This window comes from Kitasatospora phosalacinea (genome assembly GCF_000717185.1).
Lineage (GTDB): Bacteria > Actinomycetota > Actinomycetes > Streptomycetales > Streptomycetaceae > Kitasatospora > Kitasatospora phosalacinea_A.
Genome location: NZ_JNYE01000009.1, coordinates 11,867 through 34,917 on the forward strand (window position 1 = coordinate 11,867; position 23,051 = coordinate 34,917).

Here is a 23,051-nt window from a genome sequence, read left to right on the forward strand (position 1 = left end):
GTTCCCAGATGACCACCCCGCCCGCCCCGGCTCCGGCCGGGGGAGCGGGGGCCCCGGAAGCCCCTGCGCCCTCCGTCGCCCCCGCCTCCCCCTGGGCCCTCGCCCTGCACCGCGTGCGCCGCCAGAAGACCGCCACGGTCGGCGCCGCCGTCATCGCCTTCTTCGTCCTGGCGGCCGTCCTGGCACCGGTGCTCACCGCGATCAGCGGCACCTCGCCGGACGCCATCGACAAGAAGGCCGTCAACCCCTACCTCGGCGGCCTGCCCCGCGGCTCCCTCGGCGGCATCAGCCCCGAGCACTGGCTCGGCGTCGAACCGATGCTCGGCCGCGACATCTTCGCCCGGCTCCTCTACGGAGCCCAGATCAGCCTCCTGGTCGCCTTCGTCTCGGCCCTGCTGATCACCCTGATCGGCACCGTCCTCGGCATCACCGCCGGCTACTTCGGCGGCCGCACGGACGCCGTGATCAGCCGGTTCATGGACGTCATGATGTCCTTCCCCAGCCTGATCTTCATGATCGCGCTGCTCTCGGTGGCCCGGGACGTCAACCGCGTGGTCCTGCTCATCGGCGTGATGTCGCTGTTCTCCTGGCCCTACATCGCCCGCGTCGTCCGCGGCCAGACCCTCTCGCTCAAGCACCGCGAGTACGTCGAGGCCGCCCGCGCCAGCGGCACCACCAACCGCCGCATCCTGTTCGGCGAGATCCTGCCCAACCTCACCGGCACCGTCATCGTCTACGTCACCCTCGCCGTCCCCGGCCTGATCGGCACCGAGGCGGCCCTCTCCTTCCTCGGCGTCGGCATCCGCCCGCCCACGCCCTCGTGGGGCCAGATGATCTCCGACGCGGTGCTCTACTACAAGGTCGACCCGATGTTCTTCATCCTGCCCAGCGCCTGCCTGTTCCTGGTGGTCCTGGCCTTCACCCTGGTCGGCGACGCCCTGCGGGACGCCCTCGACCCGAAGGGCGGCCGGACGTGATCGGATTCCTGCTGCGGCGCCTCCTCGCGATGGCCGCCACCCTGCTCGCCGTCTGCGCGCTCACCTTCGCGGTCTTCTACCTGCTGCCCAGCGACCCCGCCGCCCAGTTCTGCGGCAAGGACTGCTCCGCCGACCGGATCGAACTCGTCCGGCAGCAACTCGGCCTGGCCGACCCCCTGGCCGTCCAGTTCTGGCACTACGTCACCGCCGTCTTCGCCGGCCGCTCCTACGGCACCGGCCAGTACGCCGTCCAGTGCGACTTCCCCTGCTTCGGCTACTCCTTCCAGTCCGCCCAGCCCGTCTGGGACCTGATGACGGACCGCCTGCCCACCAGCGTCTCGCTCGCCCTCGGCGCGGCCGTCCTCTGGCTCCTCCTCGGCGTCGGCGCCGGCGTGCTCTCCGCGCTGCGCCGGGGCACCTGGCTCGACCGCACCCTGATGATCGGCACCATCGGCATCGCCGCCCTGCCGGTCTACTTCACCGCGATGATCCTGCTCTACCTCGTCGTCTCGGTGGCCGGCCTCCTCCCGTACCCCCGCTACATCGCCTTCGGCGAGGACCCGGTCGGCTGGACCACCAACCTGATCCTCCCCTGGATCGCCCTGGCCCTGCTCAACGCCGCCATCTACGCCCGGATGACCCGCAACTCCGTCATCGAGACGATGGCCGAACCGTACGTCCGCACCGCCCGCGCCAAGGGACTGCGCGAACGCCGCGTCGTCGGCCGGCACGGACTGCGCCCCGCCCTCACCCCCGTCGCCACCATGCTCGGCATGGACCTCGGCGGACTGCTGGCCGGCGCGCTCATCACCGAATCGCTGTTCAGCCTCCCCGGCATCGGCAAGCTCTTCGCCGACTCCCTCAACAAGGCCGACCAGCCGGTGATCATGGGCATCACCCTGCTCGCCTCCTTCTTCATCATCAGCTCCAACCTGGTCGTGGACCTCGTCTACGCCTGGATCGACCCGAGGGCGAGGCTGTCGTGACCTCCCACCCGCTGCTCGACGTGCACGACCTCGCGGTCGAGTTCACCACCGAGGAAGGCACCGTACGGGCCGTCAAGGGCGTCGACTTCACCGTCGAACGCGGCCGCACCCTCGGCATCGTCGGCGAATCCGGCTCCGGCAAGTCCGTCACCTCGCTCGCCGTCATGGGCCTGCACCGCGGCGCCACCGTCACCGGCTCCGCCAAGCTCGACGGCACCGAACTCGTCGGCGCCCCCGACGACGACCTGCGCAAGCTCCGCGGCCGCAGGATGGCGATGGTCTTCCAGGACGCCCTCACCGCCCTGCACCCCTACTTCACCGTCGGCGACCAGATCGCCGAGGCCTACCGCGCGCACTTCGGCGGCACCCGCAGGGCCGCCCTCGCCCGCGCCGTCGACGTCCTCGGCGACGTCGGCATCCCCGAACCCGCCCGCCGGGCCGACGAGCACCCGCACCAGTTCTCCGGCGGCATGCGCCAGCGCGCCATGATCGCCCTCGCGCTGTCCTGCGAACCCGACCTGGTCATCGCCGACGAACCCACCACCGCCCTCGACGTCACCGTCCAGGCCCAGGTGCTCGAACTCCTGATGCGCCTCCAGCAGGAACGCGGACTCGGCATCGTCATGATCACCCACGACCTCGGCGTCATCGCCCGCGTCGCCGACGACGTCCTCGTCATGTACGGCGGATCCGCCGCCGAACAGGCCCCCGCCGACACCCTCTTCACCACCCCCCGGCACCCCTACACCCGCGGCCTGCTCGACTCGCTGCCCCGCCTCGACGCCGAGGACGGCGCCGAACTCCGCTCCATCCCCGGCAGCCCGCCCTCCCTGCTCGCCCCGCCCGCCGGCTGCGCCTTCCACCCGCGCTGCGCCGTCTACGCCGCGAAGCCCGACGCGCGCTGCACGGGCGAGCGCCCGCTGCTGCGCACCGTCGCCGACGGCCACCGCAGCGCGTGCGTCCACGACGAGGTGACCGCATGACCACCGAGACCGCCCCGCTCGCCGACGCCGCCGACCCCGGCGCGCCCGCAGCCCTGCTCAGCGTCCGCGACCTCGGCATGACCTTCCCCGGCCCGCGCGGCACCCTCCGCCGCCGCCCCGGCATCCGCGCCGTCGACGGCGTCACCTTCGACGTCCGGCCCGGCGAGACGCTCGGCCTGGTCGGCGAGTCCGGCTGCGGCAAGTCCACCACCGGACGGATGCTGGTCCGGCTGCTCGACCCCACCGCCGGTCGGGTCAGCTTCCGCGGCCAGGACATCACCACGACCCCGCAGCACCGGCTGCGGCCGCTGCGCAGCCGGTTCCAGATGATCTTCCAGGACCCGTTCGCCTCGCTCAACCCGCGGCAGACCGTCCAGCAGATCATCGCCGCACCGCTGCGCGCCCAGGGCGAGGGCAAGCAGCGGATCCGCGCCGAGGTCCGCGACCTGGTCCGGCTCGTCGGCCTCGCCCCCGAACACCTGGAGCGCTACCCGCACCAGTTCTCCGGCGGCCAGGCCCAGCGCATCGGCATCGCCCGCGCCCTCGCCACCCGCCCCGAACTCGTCGTCGCCGACGAACCCGTCTCCGCGCTCGACGTCTCCATCCAGGCCCAGATCGTCGGTCTGATGGAACGCCTCCAGGCCGAACTCGGCGTCGCCTACGTGTTCATCGCGCACGACCTCGCCGTGGTCAAGCACATCAGCCACCGCGTCGCCGTCATGTACCTCGGCCGGATCGTCGAGATCGGCGACAAGCAGCAGGTCTACGACCACCCCGCCCACCCGTACACCAAGGCGCTGCTCTCCGCCGTCCCGCTGCCCGACCCCGCCGCCGAACGCACCCGCGAACGCATCGTCCTGCTCGGCGACCCGCCCAGCCCCGCGAACCCGCCCAGCGGCTGCACCTTCCACCCGCGCTGCCCCAAGGCGCAGGACGTCTGCCGCACCGAAGCACCGCTGCTCACCCTCACCGCTCCGGGCCGCCAGGCCGCCTGCCACTTCCCCGAGGCGTAGCCCCGCCGCGGCCCGCCGCACCAACGCCCCCGCCCCGACCGGCCGTCCGACCGCTTCCGCGGCCGGCCGGGGCGGGTCCACCCCGTGAAAGGAACCACCGCCCGTGGAAGGAACCGCCGCGCTGTCCTGGGACGGCTCCGCACCGCCCTCCGGCCGCACCGAGACCTCCCGCACCGTCGACGCCGGACCGCTCGCCCTGCGGGTCACCGCCGTCGGCAGCGACACCGCACCGGCCGTGACCGTCACCGGAGCCGGCCCCGGCGTGCTGCTGGTCGAGGCCGCCGCCGACGCCCCGGACGCCCGGCTGCGGATCGCCTGGCAACTGCCCTGCACCGGCGCCACCGCCTACTGGACGCCGAACACCGGCACCCGCTGGCTACCCCCGAGCTGGGCCCCGCCGCGGGAGGCCTCGCTGCCCAAGGGCGCCCCCGTCGGCAGCCTGGTCGGCCCCGGCGACGCCGCACTGTGCACCTTCGCGGTCGGCGAACTCGTCCGCCCCGTCACCATCGGCGAGGGCGCCGTCGAGGAGACCGGCCGCTACAGCTGGTGGGTCGAGCAGGACGGCCCGCGCCTCGCCCTGCGCCTGGACCTGAGCGGCCGCCACTTCGCCGACACCGTACGGGAGTCCGCCGCCTGGTGGGGCACCCTCGCCCCGACCCGGCCCGTCCCCGACGCCGCGTTCGAGCCGGTGTTCTGCACCTGGTACGCGCTGCACCTGGCGATGACCTCCGCCGACGTCGAGCGGCTCGCCGAACTCGCCGCCCCGCTCGGCTTCCGCTCGCTGATCGTCGACGACGGCTGGCAGACCGACGAACGCACCCGCTCCTACGCCACCACCGGCGACTGGCAGCCCGCCCCCCACGACTTCCCCGACTTCGCCGGACACGTCCGCCGGATCCAGGACCTCGGCCTCGCCTACCTGCTCTGGCACGCCGCCCCGTTCGTCGGCGACCGCAGCGCCGCCGCCGAGCGGCTGGCGGGGCACACCCTCGCCCACCTGCCGCTGCTGGAGACCTTCCTGCTCGACCCGCGCAGCCCCACCGTCCGCGCCCACCAGGTCGAACGGCTCGCCGCCGCCGTCGAGCAGCACGGCGCGGACGGCCTCAAGATCGACTTCGTCGACGCCTTCGCCCGCAGGCCCGCACCCGGCGCCGCCCCCGACACCGCCTCCCCGGAAGCCGACTGCGCCACCGTCGCCGAGGGCGTGCAGAAGCTGCTCGCCGCACTCGACGCCCGGCTGCGGGCCGCCCGCCCCGACGTCCTGGTCGAGCACCGCCAGGACTACACGGGCCCCGGCCTGTGGCCCTACGCCACCATGGTCCGGGCCACCGACTGCCCGCTGGGCGCGGTCGAGAACCGCGTCCGCACCGCCGACCTGCGGCTCACCGCCGGACCGCTCGCCGTGCACGCCGACCCGCTGACCTGGCACCCGCGGGAGAGCCCCGAGCAGATCGCCGTCCTGCTCCAGTCGGTGCTGTTCGCCACCGCCCAGGTCTCCGTCGACCTCACCGCCCAGGACGCCGAGCAGCTGACCGCCCTGGCCTTCTGGCTGAGCATCATGAAGGAGCACCGCGACCTGCTCCAGCGCAGCGAACTGCGCCCGCACCGGCCCGAGTTGGCCTACCCCGTGATCGAGGCCCGGGACGGCGCCCGGCTGGCCTTCGGCCGGTACGCGCCGCTGCCGCTGCGGGCCCGCGGCGAGTGGGAGCTGCTGCTGGTCGCCAACGCCGACCAGGACACCCTGGTGCGGGTCGAGTTCGACCGCGCCCCCGGCACCGTCGACCTGCTGGTCCAGGACTGCCGGGGCGGGACGGTCGCCCGGGCGCAGACCCCGGTCGGGGGGACGGAGCTGTCCGTCCGCGTCCCCACCGGGGGTCTGCTCACCCTGCGCAGGTAGGACCGGGAGGAGGGGAGGCCTCAGACCTCCAGCTCGGCCTCCACCTTCTTCAACTGGTGCCGGGCCATCGCCAGGTTGGCCCGGTTCCGGTCCAGCGCCAGGTACAGGAACAGGCCCTTGCCGGTGCGCGAGGTCAGCGGCCGGATCAGGTGGTACTGGGTGGAGAGGCTGATCAGGATGTCCTCGATCGCCTCGTTCAGGTTCAGCAGCTCCATCGCGCGCAGCTTGGCCCGCACCACGTCGGTGTTGCCCGCGGCGGCGACGTTCAGGTCCAGGTCGGACCCGCCGCCGATGGTGCCCAGCGCCATCCCGCTGTTGTAGTCGACCAGGGCGACGCCGATGGTGCCCTCGATCGAGCTCATGATGTCCTTGAGCGCGGTTTCCACAGCAGCCATTTTTTCCAAGTACCTCTTCCGTGAAAGGAATTGACGACCCGTCAGATCCTTGCTGCGACGGGTGTGTTGCATGGTGAGATGAGCGTCAGGGGTCGGGACGGGGGTCAGAGGGGCGTCCGGTCGAGGTCGGCGTCGGCCAGGGCCGCTATCCGGGCCCCGGCCCGGCGGGCCTCCAGGTGCAGCCGCCCCACGTTGGCCTGCGGACCGGCCAGCAGGGTCAGCACCGTGTACGCGCCCGCCGCGTACGTCGCGGTGTAACCGCGCTCGCCGCGGGTGATCAGCTCCCGGAAGGCGCCCTGCCCGGTCGCCTCGGTGAGCCGCGACCCCACGCCCAGCGCGGCGGCGGTCAGCGCGGCCACGCTCTCCGCCTCCAGCGCGGAGGCGTCGTGCGCCACCACCAGGCCGTCGATGGTCGCCACCAGCGACCCGGTCAGGTGCGGAATCCGCGCCCGCAGGCCCTGCAGTTCGGCCTGCACCTCGGCTTCCGGCAGCACGGGGGTCCTCCTCGCGGTCAGTTGTCGAAAGGTCCGCTTCATGACTCGGTCGGCGGGACGGGGCGGGCGAGCGGGGCGGTCACAGGGCCTCCAGGGCGGCGCGTAGTCGGAGCAGCAGGCCCACCTCCGGGTCCGAGGAGTCGTAGGAGCGCGGCGCGGGCGGCAACAGCACGTCCGGCAGCGCGGCTTGCGGCACGGCGGCCGGCGGCGGGTCGGGGACGGCGGCCGGCCGGGGGGCGGTCAGCAGCCCCGCGGCGGCCAGCTGCCGGACGTCCAGCAGCGTGCCGTAGGTGGAGCGCCCCAGCAGCCGGGCCAGCTCGGGCGCGGTGCGGGTGCCGTCCGCCGCGGCCAGCAGCGCCTGCCGGCGGCGGCGCGGCACCGCGGTGCGGCGGGTCGGGGCGGTGCCGGTGGACTGCAGCGGGGCCCGGTCCAGCTCGGCGGACGGCCAGCAGCCGTCCAGCAGCGAGCGGCGCCGGCCGACCGCGCCGCGCAGCTCCAGCACCGAGAGCGGACGGGCCAGTCCGAGCACCGGGCGGGCGTCCGGGTCGAAGCGCAGCTCCCCGTCGGGCTGGGCCAGCGCCTCCTGCGCGCCGTCCAGGGTGGCGGCCAGCCGGGCGAGTTCGAGCTCGCCGGCACCGACCAGGCCGCTGCCCAGCAGGTACTCGGCGAGCCGCCCGGCGCCCAGCAGCAGGCTGTCCTCCCACTCGCGCACGGTGATCCGCCCGGCGCCGGTCAGCAGGTGCCCGACGGTCGCGGCGGAGGGCGCCTCGGCGTGCACCACCAGCCCGCCCGCCAGGTGCACCGCGCCGCCGGGGCCGTGCAGGGCACCGGTGGAGCCGTCCGCGGCCAGGTCGGTCAGCGCGGCCTCGAAGGTGGTGGCGGGGGCGCAGCTGGAGCGGCGGCGGCGCGGCAGCGGGGCGGCGTGGGCCCGGCGCCGGGCGGCCGGCGGGGCGGGCTGCGGTTCCGCGGCGAGGGGGCGGGCGGGTGCGGCGGGGGCCGGTTCGATGGGGGCCGGTGCGGCGAGGGCGGGTTCGGCGGGCCCGGTCGTCAGGTACGGGCCGGGCACCTCGGTGCCGTGTCCGAACTGCCCGGCGGCGGGCGCCAGTTGGCGCACCGAGACCGGGGAGGCGACCAGCAGCGGCGGCACCGACGGCACCGACGGCACCGACGGGACGGGTGGGACGGGTGGGACGACGGCGGTGGCCGTCGGGGCGAGGGTGTCGGCGGGCCACATCAGGAGAGCACCAGCCGGTCGGCGATGGCGGCCAGGCGCAGCCGGGCCATCGCCAGGTTGGCGGTGTCCCGGTCCAGCCGCAGGTAGAGGAAGACGTTGGCGTCGAAGGGCGCGGGGACGAAGCGCAGCAGGTGGTAGTTGCCCGCCGAGGTGACGATGACGTCCTCGGCGGGCGGTGCGCCGGTGTCCGGGTCGGCGAACGAGGGGGTCTGGGTGACGGCCCGGGCGAGCTCGGTGGCGTCGGCCGCGCCGACCTCGTGGTCGCCGTCGGGGCCGAGACCGGCGGTGCCTATGGCCAGGCCGTTGGTCCAGTCGACCAGGCTGACCCCCAGGGCGCCGGTGATCCCCATGGCTTCCGCAAGGCACTCCTCGATCCCGGGCACGTACTGCGTTCCCTCCCCACCGTGCGGGGGCACGGTGCGTCGCCTTCACCGCCTTCACCTGCGGTAGTCTGACCAGGACGCAACGCTACCGGCGCTGCCACGGGAGGGCGAGACTTTCCGCCATATCCCTCGGGCATATGCACGAATGCGCTATGGTGCGCGGCCGTTGAGGGTGTCCGGCGAAGGGTCCGGGTGAAGGCGGCGCGGCGCGGGCGGTTCAGCTCTGCGGGGCCTCCGGCCCGTCCTGGACGGGGAGTTCGCGCATCCGGGGGAGGGGCGAGAAGAGCACCCACAGGCCGGAGCAGACCGCGCCGACGGCGGCGATCCACAGTGCGGGGCGCAGGCCGAGGGTGCTGCCGAGCAGGCCGCCGAGCAGCGAACCGAGCGGGCGGACGCCGTAGTTGACGGCCTGGTAGGCGCCGAAGACGCGGGAGCGCAGGGCGTCGGGGATGCAGGCGGCGAAGACGGTGCCCGCGGTGATGTCGAGGATCATCACGCCCACGCCGGAGAGGAACTCGGCGCCGAACAGCAGCGCCGCGGACGCGGCGACCGAGCCGCCCGCCAGCGGGACGAGCAGCAGCGGGGCGGGGAAGAGCACCAGGCCGAGCAGTAGCGCCGGGCCGATGCCGATCCGGGCGGAGAGCCGTCCGGTGACCGCCGCGCCGAGCAGGGTGCCGACCGCGGCGGCCGCCATCACGGCGCCCAGCAGGCCCGCGCTGAAGCGGAGTTCGTTGGTGGCGTAGAGGACGAACAGCGCGCCGATGACGAAGGTGAACAGGTTGACGGTGGCGGTGCCGAGCAGGGTGGCCCGGATCACCGGGTCGCGGCGGATCCAGCGCATGCCCTCGGCGGTGCCGCCGCGGCCCCCGGCGGCGGGCGGCGGTTCGACCGGGTCGATCCTCCGCAGGAAGGCGGCGGAGGCCAGGAAGGAGAGCGCGTCCACGACCAGCGCCAGCGGTGCGGCCAGGAGTTGGACCAGCAGGCCGCCGATGCCGGGCCCGGCCACGTAGGTCGCGGCCCGGCTGCCGTTGATCAGCGCGTTGCCGCGCAGGTACTGCTCGGCGGGCACCAGGGCGACGAACAGCGGCGGGTTGCAGACGTTGAAGAACACCGAGAACGCGCCGACGGTCAGCACCACCGCGTACAGCTGCACCAGTGTCAGCACCCCGGCCGCGTACGCGAGCGGGACGGTCAGCAGGACGGCGGCGCGGCCCAGGTCGGTGGCGATCATCACCCGGCGGCGGCGGCCGTAGCGGTCGGCCCAGCTGCCCGCGTGCAGGGAGAGCAGCAGGTAGGGGAGGTACCCGGCGGCGGAGAGGTAGCCCATCTGGGCGGCGTCGGCGTGCAGCACGGAGACGGCGATCAGCGGGACCACCAGCAGGGTGATCTGGTCGCCGAGCGAGGAGACGGTCTGGCCGGTCCAGTAGCGGCGGAAGGCCGGTTCGCGCAGCAGGTCGGGTATCCGGCGGCGGACGGCGGCGGCCGGGCGGGTGTCGAGGAGGGTCACGGCGCCTTCGCCTCCGGGGTGTCGGCGGGGGAGGTTCCCGGAGTGTCGGCGGGGGAGGTTCCCGGGGTGTCGGTGGGGACGGCGAGTTGGATCAGCTGGACGGGGCGGGCGCCCTCGGGGCGCGGGCCGGAGCTGCCCAGGCGTTCCACGTAGGGGCGGGCCAACTCCTCGATGCGGGCGTTGAGTTCGGCCAGTTCCGCGGCGGTGACCAGGACGGCGCTGTCGCCGAAGCCGGCGGCCTCGCGCCACTCGGGGGTGTCGGCGCCGCGGTGCAGCAGCCAGCCGGTGGCGCGGGCGAAGTAGCCGTCCAGGACGGCCCGTTGCAGCGCCTCGGTGGCGGCGGCCTGCTCGGGGTCGGCGGGGGAGGCGTCCCAACTGGTGAAGACGGCGGTCGCGCGCCAGGGCTTCTCCCGGCCGCGCCCGCCGCCCGCCTCCTCCACCAGGCCGTACTTGGCCAGCTGGCGCAGGTGGAAGGAGCAGCTCGCCACCGATTCGGTGCCGAGCAGCTCCGCCGCCCGGGTCGCGGTCAGCGGCCCGTGCAGGCGGAGCAGGCCCACCAGTGCCATCCGGGTGGGATGGGCGTAGGCGCGCAGGGCGCGCGGGTCGGTGAGCCGGATGGCCGGCAGCTCTTCGCTCATGTTCTAAAGGTATCTTTAGAAAGAATGCTTTACAAGCCGCCGACCACCGGGTTCAGTAGATCACGCCCGGGTCAGGAGGCCGGACCCACCTCGATCGTGGTGAGCCTGCCGCCCCGGGTCTCCCGGACGACCTCGATCCGGGTGCCGGTGTCCGGCACCTTCACCCCGAGCTGCGGGATCGCCGGGTCGCCGTACACCCCGCTGCGGTCGTCGAACACCGGCACCGCGGGCTCCGACGGCACCACGGTGGCCACGCCCGCCTTGTGCAGCGTGAACGAGGTGGTCGGCTTCAGCGAGAAGGCCGCGTCGTACGGCTGCGAGCGCCCGTTGGTGACCGAGCCGTCCGCGAACCGCAGCGCCTCCGGGTGCGCGTCCACCGGCAGGATCAGGCCGCCGCCCGGGTGGTCGGCCGTGTTGTTGTCGCCGTAGGCGGTGTCCCACAGCCACACCAGCACGCCCTCCTGGTACGGGTAGGTGTCGATCACGTTCGCCTTCCCGGCGACGCCCGCGTACCCGAAGTTGTACGGGCCGGTCTTCAGGAAGGCGCCGTACCCGGCGTAGCGGCGGTTCTCCACCAGGTACGCCCGCGGGTGCTCCTTGACCGCGTCCGCGCCCCGGATCACCGAGAAGCCGACCTGCGCCCAGCCGTCCGCGCCGCCGTCCTCCGCGCCGTCCGCCAGCAGCGCCGCGCCGTCCGCGGTCAGCCGGACCGCGTCGACCAGCACGCCCTTGCCGTGGGTGTTGGAGTCGGAGGTGACGTGGAAGCGCACCTGCACGCTCGTGCCGAGGTAGGCGTCGAGCGGGACGTGCAGCTGCCGCCAGGCGCCCGAGGTGCCGCTCAGGCCGGGGGTCAGGGCGGTGGTGTCGCCGATCGGCTGCCCGTCGACGGTGCCGTGCAGCGGCGTCCAGGTCCTCCCGCCGTCGGCCGAGGCCTCCACCGAGAGGAAGTCGTAGTCCTGCTCGACGTCGTACCAGGCGGCCGCGTCCAGCGCGGCCGAGGAGGTGGCGCCGGTCAGGTCGACGGTGCGCGAGAGCGAGGCGTCCATGTTGTCGCCGGTGTCGCTCCACCACTGCCGGCCGCCCTCGTACGGGGCGGCCAGCGCGGTGGTGGTGGTGCTCGGCGGCAGGTGCACCAGGACGGCCTGCGCCTGGTCGGTGCGGTAGCCGCTGACGCCCAGGGTGTGGCTGGAGCGGGTGGCCGCCCGGGCCTCGTCGTAGTCGAGCCAGCCCATCTGCAGCTTGCTCCAGGCGTCCAGGTCGCCCGGGTACGCGCCGGTGGTGTTCCGGCCCCTGCCCAGGTATGAGGCCGAGGACATCAGCGACCAGAAGCTGACGGAGTTGTCGCCGCCGCTGGTCGGGTACAGGTCGGGCAGGCCGAGGTTGTGGCCGAACTCGTGGGCGAACAGGCCCACGCCGCTGTTCTCGCCCGCCTGCACGTAGTCGTAGGCGTAGAAGCCGGAGTCGCCGACCGGCACGCCGCCGATCCGGTTCCCCTCCGGGCCGGTCCGCCCGGTCGGGTCGGGGAAGGCCCAGCTGCGGTGCGCCCACAGGGCGTCGCCGCCCTGGGCGCCGCCGCCCCAGGTCTCGTCGACGCCCGCGTGCACCACGACCACGTTGTCGAGGTAGCCGTCCGGCTCGTCGAAGTTCCCGTCCTTGTCGTGGTCGTAGCGGTCCTCGGTGTCGTACTGCGCGAGTTCCGCCCGGACGTCGGCCGGGGTGCGGCCCCCGGCGATCTCGCCGTCGTACCAGGCCTCGGTGGCGTCCCGGACGAACTCCTGGGCCTGCGTCCAGGCGCCGCCGCCCTGCGGGCCCTTGTTGGAGCCGTAGCGGGCCTCGTTCCACGGCACGGTCACCCAGTCGGAGACGGTGCCCTGGAGGTCGTAGCGGCCCGAGGACTGGGTGCGGTAGAAGTTGCGCATCGAGTTCGCGCCGGGCGTGTCGTCGAAGAACATCCTCTGGTAGTAGTCGCGACCGAAGTCGCTCTCCCAGTAGGTGTGCGTGTCGTCCTTGCCCGGCTTGGGGATCGCGTTGTGCTTCGGGCCGGGGGTGCCGCCGTAGCGGGCCTGGCCGTTGTACCGGGTGGTGTCGTCGACCTGGTCGCCGAACTGGGCCAGGATCACGAACACCTTGTCGGTGCGCTGCCGGGCCAGCTGGACGTAGTCGTTGCCGATCTTCACCCTGGCCGGAGCGCTCTTGCCGTCCTTGGCGACCCTGCCCTGGTTGACCTGCTCCAGGGCCTGGGCCTTGAGGGCCTGCCGGGCCTTCTCCTGCGGCGGTACCGGGGAGGGCGGCGCCTCCTGGCCGTCCGCGCCCTGCTGGGCCGTCAACTCGACGGCGGGCTTGGCGGGTTAGCCGAAGGCGGGGGTGGTGGTCAGTGCTATCGCACCGGTGGTCAGCGCAGCCATGAGGGCTGTGGGAAGTCTGCGCAAGTGACCTGCTCCTCGGGAGGGTGGACGGGGATGGATGGCCGGTAATATTTCACATGTCATCTGCTACATGGAAGGGGTGGCGCCCAGTTCCCGGCGCAGGAAGGCGAGTTCCTGGACGGCGATCCGCTCCAGCACCCCGTCCGGCGCCATGTGGCTCACCCCCGGCAGCGCCAGCAGGTCGTGCGGCCGCCCGGCCCGGGTCAGCGCCTCGGACAGCAGCAGGGTGTGCGCGGGGTGCACGTTGTCGTCCGCCAGGCCGTGGACCAGCAACAGCGGACGGCTCAGCCCCGGCGCGTCGTCGAGCAGGCAGTCCGCCGCGTACCCCTCCGGGTTGTCCTGCGGCAGGCCGAGGTACCGCTCGGTGTACGCGGTGTCGTACAGCCGGAAGTCGGTCGGCGGGGCGCCCGCGCTGGCCGCGTGGAACACGTCCGGGCGGCGCAGCACCGCGAGCGCGGCGAAGTAGCCGCCGTACGACCAGCCGCGCACGCCGACCCGCTGCAGGTCCAGGTCCGGGTGGTCGGCGCCGAGCGCCCGGAGGGCGGCCACCTGGTCGTCGAGCGCGACCTGCGAGAAGCGGCGGAAGATCGCCCGGGTGAAGTCCGGCGAGACGAACGGGGTGCCCCGGTTGTCCACCGTCACCACGGCGAAGCCCTGGTCGGCCCACCACTGCTTGAGCTGCCAGCGGCGCGGCTCGTTGGCGATCACCTGGAAGCCCGGGCCGCCGTACACGTCCAGCAGCACCGGCAGCTTGCGGCCGCTCCGGTGCCCCTGCGGGTACAGCACTGCCGTGGGCAGGCCGAGTTCGGTCACCCGGGCCAGCAACGGCTGCGGGCGGTAGGGGAGTTCGGCCGCCAGATCGGGGAAGTCCGTGCTGCCCGCGGGAGTTCGCAGCTCGCGGCGGATGCCGTCCAGGGTGGCCGAGGTGAGCAGCAGCACGTCCTCGGCGTGCGCGGCCACCGCGTGCACGCCCGCGCCCCCGGTCAGCTTCTCCAGCGCGCCGGTGTGCGGGTCGAGCAGGAAGACGTGCTGGTCGGCCGGATCGCCGTCGCCCGCCTCGATCAGCAGCCGGCCGTCCCGCCAGGGGCCGACCACCCGGCGCACCTGGAGGCGCTCGTCGGTGAGGATCTTGCCGTCCAGCGCGACGCCGCGGGCCGCCGGGGTGTCCGAGGAGGTCAGCACCCGGCCGTCGGCCAGCCGCAGCGGGGTGCCGGGCAGTGGGTCGACCCAGAACTCGTCCTCGGTGCGGGAGAGTTCGCGCGTCGCGCCGGTGGCCGGGTCGGCGGTCAGCAGCAGCACGTTCTGCTGCAGCCGGTCCGCGACGGTCAGCAGGATCTCGCCGTCGCCCTCCCAGCCCGCGGCCGTCACGTACGGGAACCCGTCGGTGTCCCACCGCAGTTGGGTCGCCGCGCCGCCCGGGCGCAGCACCCACAGCTGGACGTCCGCGTTCGGGCCGCCGGCCTGCGGGTAGGCGAAGGACTCGGGGGCCAGCTCCGGGTGCGCCGGGTCGGCGAAGTGCCGCAGCGGCAGGGCGGACTCGTCGACCCGGGCGGCCAGCAGGGCGGTGCCGTCCGGCGCCCACCAGTGGCCGCGCAGCCGGCCCAGCTCCTCCTGGGCGGCGAACTCGGCCACGCCCCACAGCGCGCCGTCCGCCGGGCTGACCCGGCCGCCCGGGGTCAGGTGCAGCGCCCCGTCGGCGACGTACGCCACCACCGAGCCGTCGGCGTTCGGGCGGGGGTCGAACGCCGGTGCCACGACCGGGAGTTCGGTGCTGGTGCCGGTCGCGGTGTCGCACCGGAAGACCCGGCCGTCCAGGGCGAAGACGGCCTGCGCGAGGTCGCCGGTGGCGGCGAAGGAGCCGATGCCGGGCGCCCACAGCCGGATCCGCTCGCGCAGCCTGCGCTCCAGCGGCGGCAGCGCCGAGGCGGCGCCGGTGCGCTCCGGGGCGATCGCCGCGGGGTCGGCCACCAGGTGCTCCCGGCCGGTGGCCAGGTCGTACAGCCAGAGGCGCTCGACCGGGTCGGTGGAGCCGGTCGAGCGCAGGAACAGGGCGCGGCTCGCGTCGGCGGCGAGGGTGACCGCGCGGGGGGAGCCGTAGCTGAAACGGCCGGTGGCGGCGCTCAGCGCGAGGTAGGGGTCGGTGTGAGTCACCCGCCGATGGTTGCCGTGCCGGGCCTCGTTCGGCTAGAAGTATGCAGTGTGAAATGTCACACAACATTTGGATGGTGGAGATGAGCACTCCGGGGAACCCGCGCCCGGCCCCGGCCCGCCCGGACGCCCGCACCGACGGCGCCGACGGTGCCGACCGGCCCGCCCCGCTGCGCGGCAGCAGCACCCTGTTCACCCTCGACCCGGGCACCGCCCACCTCAACCACGGCTCCTACGGCGCCGTCCCCGTCCCGGTCCAGCGCCACCAGGCCAGGCTGCGCGCCGAGATGGAGCGCGACCCCGACGGCTTCTTCCTGGAGGCCCCCGACCGGATCGGCCGCGCCCGCGCCGAGGTCGCCGCCGCCCTCGGCGGCGACCCCTCCCGGCTCGCCCTGATCACCAACGTCACCGAGGGCGTCGCGATCGCCCTCGACTCCGTCCCGCTCGGCGAACGCGACCAGGTCCTGGTCACCGACCACGGCTACGGCGTGGTCACCCGCGCCGCCGAACGCCGCGCCACCGAGGCCGGGGCCGTGGTGCGCTGCGTGCGGATCTCCCCGCACGCCCCCGACGGGGAGGCCGTCGCCGAACGCGTCCTGGCCGCCGTCACCCCGCGCACCAAGGTCGCCGTCCTCGACCTGGTCACCTCGCCCACCGCCCGCGCCGTCGCCACCCCCGCGCTGCTCGCCGCACTGCGCTCCCGCGGCGTCGTCACCGTCGTCGACGCCGCCCACGCCCCCGGTGCCCTCCCGGTCGACCTCGGCGGCGCGGCGGGCGGTGCCGACTTCTGGGTCGGCAACCTGCACAAGTGGGCCTTCGCCCCGCGCGCCGCCGCCGTCCTCGCCGTCGACCGGCCCTGGCGGCCCCGGGTGCGCCCGCTGGTGTTCTCCTGGGAGCACGACCGCGGCTTCCCCCGGCGGGTCGAGTGGCGCGGCACCTTCGACTACACCCCCTGGCTGGCCGCCCCCGCCGGATTCGCCCTGCTGAACCGGATCGGCGCCGAGCAACTGCGCGCCCACAACGACGGGTTGGCCGCCCACGGCCAGCGCCTGCTGGTCGAGCGGGCCGGACTGCGGGCCCTGCCGGAACTCCCCGGCCTGGGCATGCGCGCCGTCCGGCTGCCCCCCGGCGTCGCCGAGCAGGAGCACGCCGCGAAGGCCCTGATGGTCGCCGTCCGCCGCACCCTGGACACCCGGATCGCGGTCCGCCCCTGGCAGGGCGGCGGCGTCCTCCGGATCAGCGCCCAGCTCTACAACCGCCCCGAGGAGTACCTGCGGCTGGCCGACGGCCTGGCCCGGTTGGTCACCCGGTAACGGAGCCATGCCCCGAGCGGTCGTACTGACCGGTAGTCAGATGATCAAGAGCGCTGCTATCGTGCCGGGGCCCGAATCGAACAACCCTGCACGGAACGGGTATTCATGCGCACCTCACAGCGGTTCACGGCCCTCGCGCTCGGCCTCCTGGGCATGACCGGAGGGACGGTCCTGGCGGCCGCTCCGGCCGAGGCGGCCACCACGCCCAGCGGGGCCTGCGGCAGCGGCTACTACCAGATCGACCACCACGCCATGGGCACGGTGGCCGACATCTACCTGTTCTACAACGGGTCGAGCAACTGCGCCGTCACCTGGGTGCGGAGCCCGAACGGCACCAGGACGTACGACCTGCGGGTGCACATCGAGCGGCAGAGCGACTACCACGAGGCCTCCGACGGCGGCTACTACAAGTACTACGCCGGCCCGGTCAAGCTCAGCGCCGCGGGCACCTGCATCTCGTGGGGCGGCTTCGTGGAGGGCACCCAGTGGGCGTCCGGCTGGGAGCACTGCGGCTGACCGCCGGCCCCGCGGCGGCGTACCGCTGAACGGGTTGCCCGAGCGTGTCCCGCCGGTGCCGTCCGGGCCGCCGGTGCCAGGGTGGGGAGCCCGTGCCGCGGGCGCCCCCGGACCGGCGTCCGGGCGGGGGCGGCGGGCCGGTCCGCACCGGCGGGCCGCGAAGGATGTGGAGGTGGGCCAGTGCCCCGGGTGCCGCTGCTGTCCCTGCGCGGGATCACCAAGCACTACGGCGTGGTCAGGGCCCTCGACTCGGTCGACCTCCAGGTGGAGCGCGGCCAGGTCCTCGGCCTGGTCGGCGACAGCGGGGCGGGCAAGAGCACCCTGGTCAAGGTCGTCTCCGCGGCCGCCCCGGCGGACGCGGGGCGCGCCGAGTGGCAGGGCCGCCCGGTCGTCCTGCGCCGGCCCGCCGACGCCCAGCGGCTCGGCATCGCCACCGTCTACCAGGACCAGTCGCTCGTCGACCGGCTGGACACCGTGGCCAACCTGTACCTCGGCCGGGAGCTGCGCCGGTTCGGGGTGCTCCGCGAGGTCGAGATGGAGAAACGTTCCTGTGCACTGCTGGAACGCCTCGCCATCAGCCTCCCCAGCGTCCGGACCCCGGTGGGGACGTTCACCATGGACCAGCGGCAGTCGGTCTCCATCGCCCGGGCCGTGCTCACCGAGCCCGACCTGATCGTCCTCGACGAGCCCGCCACCGCGCTCACCGTGGAGCAGACCGTCCGGGTGCTCGGCCTGATCCGCCGGCTGCGAGACGAGGGCCGCGCCGTGATCGTGGTCAGCCACAACCTGGACGACGTCCAGGCCGTCGCCGACCGGATCGCCGTCCTCCGCCTGGGCCGCAACAACGGCCTGTTCGAAGCCCGGTACACCAGCCAGGAACAGCTCGCCGCCGCCATCAGCGGCGGCCACCCGCTCGCCGTCACCCTCCAGCGCAGCCTGCTGCCCCGCGACCTCCCCGAGCACGAGGCCGTCGAGGCCGCCCACCGCTACCTGCCCGCGCACGCCGGGGTCGGCGGCGACTGGTACGACGTCATCCCGCTCTCCGGCGCCCGGGTCGCCCTGGTCGTCGGCGACGTGGTCGGCCACGGCCTGCACGCCGCCGCCACCATGGGCCGACTGCGCACCGCCGTGCGGAACTTCGCGATGCTCGACCTGCCGCCCGACGAACTCCTCACCCACCTCGACGAGGTGGTCGCCCAGATCGACGAGGAGGAGACGGCCGGCGGCCGCGAGGGCGCGATCATCGGCGCGACCTGCCTGTACGCGATCTACGACCCGGTCACCCGCCGCTGCCAGCTCGCCCGCGCCGGACACCTCCCGCTCGTCCTGGTCCGCCCCGACGGCACGGTCGACATCCCCGACACCCCCACCGGCCCGCCGCTCGGCCTGCGCGGACTGCCGTTCACCACCGTGGAACTCGACATCCCCGAGGGGAGCCGGCTGGTCCTCTACACCGACGGGCTGGTGGAGTCCCGCACCGAGGACATCGACGTCGGCCTGGACCGGCTGCGCGCGGCCCTCGCCCACCCCGGGCGCACCCCCGAGCAGACCTGCCGGAACGTCCTGGACGCGATGCTCCCCACCGACTCGGCCGACGACGTCGCCCTGCTCGTCGCCCGCACCCGGGCGGTGCCCGCGGACCGGACCGCCGAGTGGAGCGTCCCGACCGACCCCTCGGCCGTCGCCGCCGTCCGCGCCGCGGCCACCGCCCAGCTGCGCCGCTGGGGCCTGGAGGAACTGGAGACCGGCACCGAGCTGATCCTCAGCGAACTGGTCACCAACGCCATCCGCTACGGGGCCGCCCCGGTCGCGGTGCGGCTGCTGTACGGGCGGACCCTGATCTGCCAGGTCGCGGACGCCAGCAGCACCTCGCCCCGGGTCCGGCTCGCCGCCGCCACCGACGAGGGCGGGCGCGGACTGTTCCTGGTCGGGCAGATCGCCCAGCGCTGGGGTACCAGGTACACCGAGGACGGCAAGGTCATCTGGGCCGAGCAGAAGCTGCCCTGACGGGGCCGTCGACGGGGCCCGTTGGCGCGGGGCCCGGGGCACTGACGGGCTGCCCCGGGGCCCCGGCGGGCCGCCCGGGTCACTGGTGGGCGGCGCGGAGCTCCTCCAGCAGCATGCCCTGGTCGGCGAGCAGCTCGGTGAGGATGCGCCGGGCCGTCCGGAGCAGCTCGGCGACGTCCGCGCCCGCCAGGGCGTACACCACCGTCGACCCCTCGCGGGTCGCGGTCACCAGGCCGGAGCGGCGCAGGATGGCGAGCTGCTGGGAGAGGCTCGACGGTTCGATGTCGAACTCGGGCAGCAGGTCGCGCACCGGCGTCGGTCCGGCCTGGAGCAGTTCGAGGACCCGGATTCGCACCGGGTGGCCGAGCATCCGGAAGAACTCGGCCTTGGCCTGGTACAGCGGTACGGGCATGCTTCCTCCCCTCTTCCGGCGGCGCGCGGGCCGCCGTCCCGCGCTCAGACCTCCAGCGTCGACTCGATCCGCTTCAGCTGGTGCCGGGCCATGGCCAGGTTGGACCGGGTGCGGTTGAGCGCGAGGTACAGGAACAGGCCGCGCCCGCTGGACGTGGTGAGCGGCCGGATCAGGTGGTACTGACCGGTCAGGGTGACCAGGATGTCCTCGATGCCGTCGTCGTGGAGGTTGAGCATTTCCATCGCCCGCATCTTGGCACGGACGAGGTCCGTGTTGGCGGCCGCGGCGACGTTCAGGTCGATCTCGCCGCCGTCCCCGAGGGTGCCGAGCGCCATGCCGCTGCCGTAGTCCACCAGGGCGACCCCGATGGCTCCTTCGATGGTCATGGCTTCCTTGAGCGAGGTTTCGAGGTTCGCCATCGCCTGTCTCCTGTCGTGGCTGTGATCGGTTCGGGACGACTGTAGGAACGGGATCGCACTGCGGCCGAGTGTTGATCGGAATCTTCTGCTTCTGATCCGAAAGCGATCGTTCGACGTCGGTTTGCTGACCACATGAAGACATTTGCAACTCAGGATGTGAGCAGTTCACGGATACGCGATTCCTGCGGGCACCGAGCGGGAAGGCAGCCGGGCCGCCCCTCCTGACCCGGGCATGCCACCTGCGGAACTGCGGGAAAAGTCTGATGTTGATGTCACTCCAGACGGGTAATCTCAGGCTGAGATGCTCGATCACCACACCCCACGCACCCGCTGCGCCCCGTCGCCGCCCCCGGCCACGGCCCCGCAGCCGCAGGCGTCGCCGTCTGCGTTCTCGTCCGGCCACACTCACGGGAAGAACAGGTGACGCCAGTGCCTACCAGCCCCACGCCCGAAGAGCAGCTCAGCCCCGCCGAGCGCTACGCCGCCGCCCGCGAGCGCGCCAAGGAGCAGGCCACCGCCTTCCACGGCTTCCAGCAGCTGTACGACTTCCCGCTCGACGACTTCCAGGTCCGCGCCTGCCGGACGCTGGAGGACGGCAAGGGCGTCCTGGTCGCCGCGCCGACCGGCTCCGGCAAGACCATCGTCGGCGAGTTCGCCGTCCACCTGGCGCTGGCCGGCGGCCGCAAGTGCTTCTACACCACGCCGATCAAGGCGCTGTCCAACCAGAAGTACGGGGACCTGGTCAAGCGCTACGGCCAGGCCAAGGTCGGCCTGCTCACCGGCGACAACTCCGTCAACGGGGACGCGCCGGTCGTCGTGATGACCACCGAGGTCCTGCGGAACATGCTGTACGCGGGCTCCAGCGCCCTCGACGGCCTCGGCTACGTGGTGATGGACGAGGTGCACTACCTCGCCGACCGGTTCCGCGGCGCCGTCTGGGAGGAGGTCATCATCCACCTCCCCGAGTCGGTGACCCTGGTGTCGCTCTCCGCGACCGTCTCCAACGCCGAGGAGTTCGGCGACTGGCTGGACACCGTCCGCGGCGGCACCGAGGTGATCGTCTCCGAGCACCGCCCCGTCCCGCTCTGGCAGCACGTGATGGCCGGCAACCGGATGTACGACCTGTTCGCCAGCCCCGACCGGGACGGCCGCCCCAAGGGCAGCCTGAAGAACCCCGCCAAGGCCGTCAACCCCGAACTCGTCCGCCTCGCCCGCTCCGAGTCCGACCGCGGCCGCGACCGGTTCGCCCGCGGCCGCGGCCGCTCGATGCCCGCCGGCCGCCCCGGCCGGGTCTGGACGCCCGGCCGGGTCGACGTCATCGACCGGCTCGACGCCGAGGGCCTGCTCCCCGCCATCACCTTCATCTTCAGCCGGGCCGGCTGCGAGGCCGCCGTCCAGCAGTGCCTCAACTCCGGCCTGCGCCTGAACCGGGACGCCGACCGCTTCAAGGTCCGCCAGTTCGTCGAGGAGCGCTGCCGCGACATCCCCGACGAGGACCTGCACGTCCTCGGCTACTACGAGTGGCTGGACGGCCTGGAGCGCGGCATCGCCGCCCACCACGCCGGCATGCTGCCCCGGTTCAAGGAGGTCGTCGAGGAGCTGTTCGTCCAGGGCCTGGTCAAGGCCGTCTTCGCCACCGAGACGCTCGCCCTCGGCATCAACATGCCCGCCCGCTCGGTGGTCATGGAGAAGCTCGTCAAGTGGAACGGCGAGACCCACGCCGACATCACCCCCGGCGAGTACACCCAGCTCACCGGCCGGGCCGGCCGCCGCGGCATCGACGTCGAGGGCCACGCCGTCGTCCTGTGGCAGCGCGGGCTCGACCCGGAGGCGCTGGCCGGCCTGGCCGGCACCCGCACCTACCCGCTCAAGTCCTCCTTCCGCCCCTCGTACAACATGGCCGTCAACCTGGTCGGCCAGTTCGGGCGGCACCGCTCCCGCGAACTGCTGGAGACCTCCTTCGCGCAGTTCCAGGCCGACCGCTCGGTCGTCGGCATCGCCCGGCAGGTGCAGCGCAACGAGGAGGGCCTGGACGGCTACCGCGAGTCGATGACCTGCCACCTCGGCGACTTCGACGAGTACATGCGGCTGCGCCGCGAGCTCAAGGACCGCGAGAACGAGCTCGCCCGCGAGGGCTCCAGCCAGCGCTGGGCCGCCGCCGTCGAGTCCATCGAGCAGCTCAGGCCGGGCGACATCATCCACGTCCCGACCGGCAAGTTCGCCGGGCTCGCGCTGGTCATCGACCCCGGCCTGCCGCCGGTCAGCCGCAACGGGCACGGCCGCGGCGGGCCCCGCCACCCGGACTTCCAGGACGGGCCGCGCCCCGTCGTGCTCACCGCCGAGCGCCAGGTCAAGCGCCTCGCGATGATCGACTTCCCGCACCCCGTCGCCGCCGTGGACCGGATGCGCATCCCCAAGTCCTTCAACCCGCGCAGCCCGCAGTCCCGCCGCGACCTCGCCTCCGCCCTGCGCACCAAGGCCGGCCACCTCGAACCCGAGCGCCACCGCAAGGGCCGCGCGGCCGCCGCCGACGACCCCGAGATCAGCCGCCTGCGCACCGCCCTGCGCCAGCACCCCTGCCACGGCTGCGACGAACGCGAGGACCACGCCCGCTGGTCCGAGCGCTACCACCGCCTGCACCGCGACACCGAACTCCTCGAACGCCGGATGCGCTCCCGCACCCACACCATCGCCCGCACCTTCGACCGGGTCTGCGGCCTGCTCACCGACCTCGGCTACCTCAGCGGCGACACCGTCACCGCCGACGGCAAGCGCCTGGCCCGGCTCTACGGCGAACTCGACCTGCTCGCCTCCGAGTGCATCCGCGAAGGCGTCTGGGACGGCCTCGCCGCCGCCGAACTCGCCGCCTGCGCCTCGGCCCTGGTCTACGAGGCCCGCCAGTCCGACGACGCCGTCGCCCCGCGCGTCCCCGAGGGCGGCGCCAAGGACGCCCTCGGCAAGATGGTCCGGATCTGGGGCAGGCTCGACGCGCTGGAGGAGCAGCACAAGATCTCCACCGCGGAGGGCGTCGGCCAGCGCGAACCCGACCTCGGCTTCGCCTGGACCGCCTACCGCTGGGCCCTCGGCCACGACCTCGACGCCGTCCTGCGCGACGCCGACATGCCCGCCGGCGACTTCGTCCGCTGGACGAAGCAGCTCATCGACGTCCTCGGCCAGATCCAGGACGCCGCGGGCGACAACACCGACCTCCGCAAGACCGCCCGCAAGGCGGTCGACGGCATGCGGCGCGGCATCATCGCGTACTCGTCGGTGGGCTAGCCGCTCCGGCGGACGGGCCCGGCC

General features: G+C 73.8%; 19 protein-coding genes. 9 read left to right on the forward strand and 10 right to left on the reverse strand.

Translation table 11 applies throughout. From position 1 onward, the window contains the following. The first annotated feature begins 8 nt into the window (after positions 1-8). From OO57_RS05615 to OO57_RS05635, 5 genes are all read left to right on the forward strand, one after another. Positions 9-977 carry an ABC transporter permease gene (locus OO57_RS05615; protein WP_033251155.1) on the forward strand — a complete coding sequence of 323 codons (969 nt, stop codon included), beginning with the start codon at positions 9-11 and terminating at the stop codon, positions 975-977. Continuing rightward, complete coding sequence (locus tag OO57_RS05620) at positions 974-1,963, forward strand: ABC transporter permease (protein WP_033251156.1); 990 nt, start codon at positions 974-976, stop codon at positions 1,961-1,963. Before OO57_RS05615 ends, OO57_RS05620 begins: the two co-directional genes overlap by 4 nt. Further along, positions 1,960-2,946 carry an ABC transporter ATP-binding protein gene (locus OO57_RS05625; protein ID WP_033251157.1) on the forward strand — a complete coding sequence of 329 codons (987 nt, stop codon included), beginning with the start codon at positions 1,960-1,962 and terminating at the stop codon, positions 2,944-2,946. Before OO57_RS05620 ends, OO57_RS05625 begins: the two co-directional genes overlap by 4 nt. Next, positions 2,943-3,959 (forward strand): ABC transporter ATP-binding protein, encoded by a 1,017-nt coding sequence (locus tag OO57_RS05630; protein WP_033251158.1) that lies wholly within the window; start codon positions 2,943-2,945, stop codon positions 3,957-3,959. Before OO57_RS05625 ends, OO57_RS05630 begins: the two co-directional genes overlap by 4 nt. Before the next feature lie 103 nt (positions 3,960-4,062). Continuing rightward, a complete protein-coding gene (locus OO57_RS05635; protein ID WP_106973910.1) occupies positions 4,063-5,856 on the forward strand; it encodes a glycoside hydrolase family 36 protein in 1,794 nt (597 codons plus the stop codon). A 20-nt stretch (positions 5,857-5,876) separates the two neighbouring features. Here OO57_RS05635 and OO57_RS05640 read toward each other — a convergent pair whose 3' ends face one another. The 8 genes from OO57_RS05640 to OO57_RS05675 form a co-directional block, all read right to left on the reverse strand. After that, on the reverse strand, positions 5,877-6,251 hold the full coding sequence (locus OO57_RS05640; protein ID WP_033251159.1) for a hypothetical protein: 375 nt from the start codon (positions 6,249-6,251) through the stop codon (positions 5,877-5,879). A gap of 104 nt (positions 6,252-6,355) precedes the next feature. Then, a complete protein-coding gene (locus OO57_RS05645) occupies positions 6,356-6,745 on the reverse strand; it encodes a roadblock/LC7 domain-containing protein (RefSeq protein ID WP_033251160.1) in 390 nt (129 codons plus the stop codon). A 79-nt stretch (positions 6,746-6,824) separates the two neighbouring features. Then, positions 6,825-7,979, reverse strand: a complete 1,155-nt coding sequence (locus tag OO57_RS05650; protein WP_051776647.1) for a hypothetical protein — start codon at positions 7,977-7,979, stop codon at positions 6,825-6,827. Next, a complete protein-coding gene (locus OO57_RS05655) occupies positions 7,979-8,362 on the reverse strand; it encodes a hypothetical protein (protein ID WP_033251161.1) in 384 nt (127 codons plus the stop codon). The genes OO57_RS05650 and OO57_RS05655 overlap by 1 nt, the downstream gene beginning before the upstream one ends. A gap of 217 nt (positions 8,363-8,579) precedes the next feature. Next, positions 8,580-9,869: an MFS transporter gene (locus OO57_RS05660; protein ID WP_033251162.1), complete on the reverse strand. Its 1,290-nt coding sequence runs from the start codon at positions 9,867-9,869 to the stop codon at positions 8,580-8,582. Then, positions 9,866-10,507 (reverse strand): winged helix-turn-helix domain-containing protein, encoded by a 642-nt coding sequence (locus tag OO57_RS05665; RefSeq protein WP_051776649.1) that lies wholly within the window; start codon positions 10,505-10,507, stop codon positions 9,866-9,868. Before OO57_RS05665 ends, OO57_RS05660 begins: the two co-directional genes overlap by 4 nt. A gap of 71 nt (positions 10,508-10,578) precedes the next feature. Continuing rightward, entirely contained in the window at positions 10,579-12,834 is a 2,256-nt protein-coding gene (locus OO57_RS05670; protein WP_033251163.1) for an immune inhibitor A domain-containing protein, read from the reverse strand. A 165-nt stretch (positions 12,835-12,999) separates the two neighbouring features. Continuing rightward, positions 13,000-15,084, reverse strand: coding sequence for a S9 family peptidase (locus tag OO57_RS05675; protein ID WP_081973474.1), 2,085 nt, complete (start codon positions 15,082-15,084; stop codon positions 13,000-13,002). An 80-nt stretch (positions 15,085-15,164) separates the two neighbouring features. Between OO57_RS05675 and OO57_RS05680 the strand changes: the two genes are divergently transcribed. The 3 genes from OO57_RS05680 to OO57_RS47325 all read left to right on the forward strand — a co-directional run bounded on the left by OO57_RS05680 (position 15,165) and on the right by OO57_RS47325 (position 18,917). Next, a complete protein-coding gene (locus OO57_RS05680; RefSeq protein WP_051776650.1) occupies positions 15,165-16,394 on the forward strand; it encodes an aminotransferase class V-fold PLP-dependent enzyme in 1,230 nt (409 codons plus the stop codon). A gap of 105 nt (positions 16,395-16,499) precedes the next feature. Continuing rightward, positions 16,500-16,910 (forward strand): hypothetical protein, encoded by a 411-nt coding sequence (locus OO57_RS05685; RefSeq protein ID WP_051776652.1) that lies wholly within the window; start codon positions 16,500-16,502, stop codon positions 16,908-16,910. Between the two features lie 231 nt (positions 16,911-17,141). After that, the gene (locus OO57_RS47325) at positions 17,142-18,917 is read left to right on the forward strand and encodes a SpoIIE family protein phosphatase (RefSeq protein WP_418909872.1); all 1,776 of its coding nucleotides are present in this window, start codon (positions 17,142-17,144) and stop codon (positions 18,915-18,917) included. A 79-nt stretch (positions 18,918-18,996) separates the two neighbouring features. Here the strand turns inward: OO57_RS47325 and OO57_RS05695 are convergent, their stop codons facing one another. Both OO57_RS05695 and OO57_RS05700 read right to left on the reverse strand, forming a co-directional pair. Beyond that, a complete protein-coding gene (locus OO57_RS05695; RefSeq protein WP_033251164.1) occupies positions 18,997-19,329 on the reverse strand; it encodes an ArsR/SmtB family transcription factor in 333 nt (110 codons plus the stop codon). A 44-nt stretch (positions 19,330-19,373) separates the two neighbouring features. Then, entirely contained in the window at positions 19,374-19,748 is a 375-nt protein-coding gene (locus OO57_RS05700; protein WP_033251165.1) for a hypothetical protein, read from the reverse strand. A 429-nt stretch (positions 19,749-20,177) separates the two neighbouring features. Between OO57_RS05700 and OO57_RS05705 the strand changes: the two genes are divergently transcribed. Beyond that, on the forward strand, positions 20,178-23,027 hold the full coding sequence (locus OO57_RS05705) for a DEAD/DEAH box helicase (protein ID WP_033251166.1): 2,850 nt from the start codon (positions 20,178-20,180) through the stop codon (positions 23,025-23,027). Positions 23,028-23,051 lie beyond the last annotated feature (24 nt).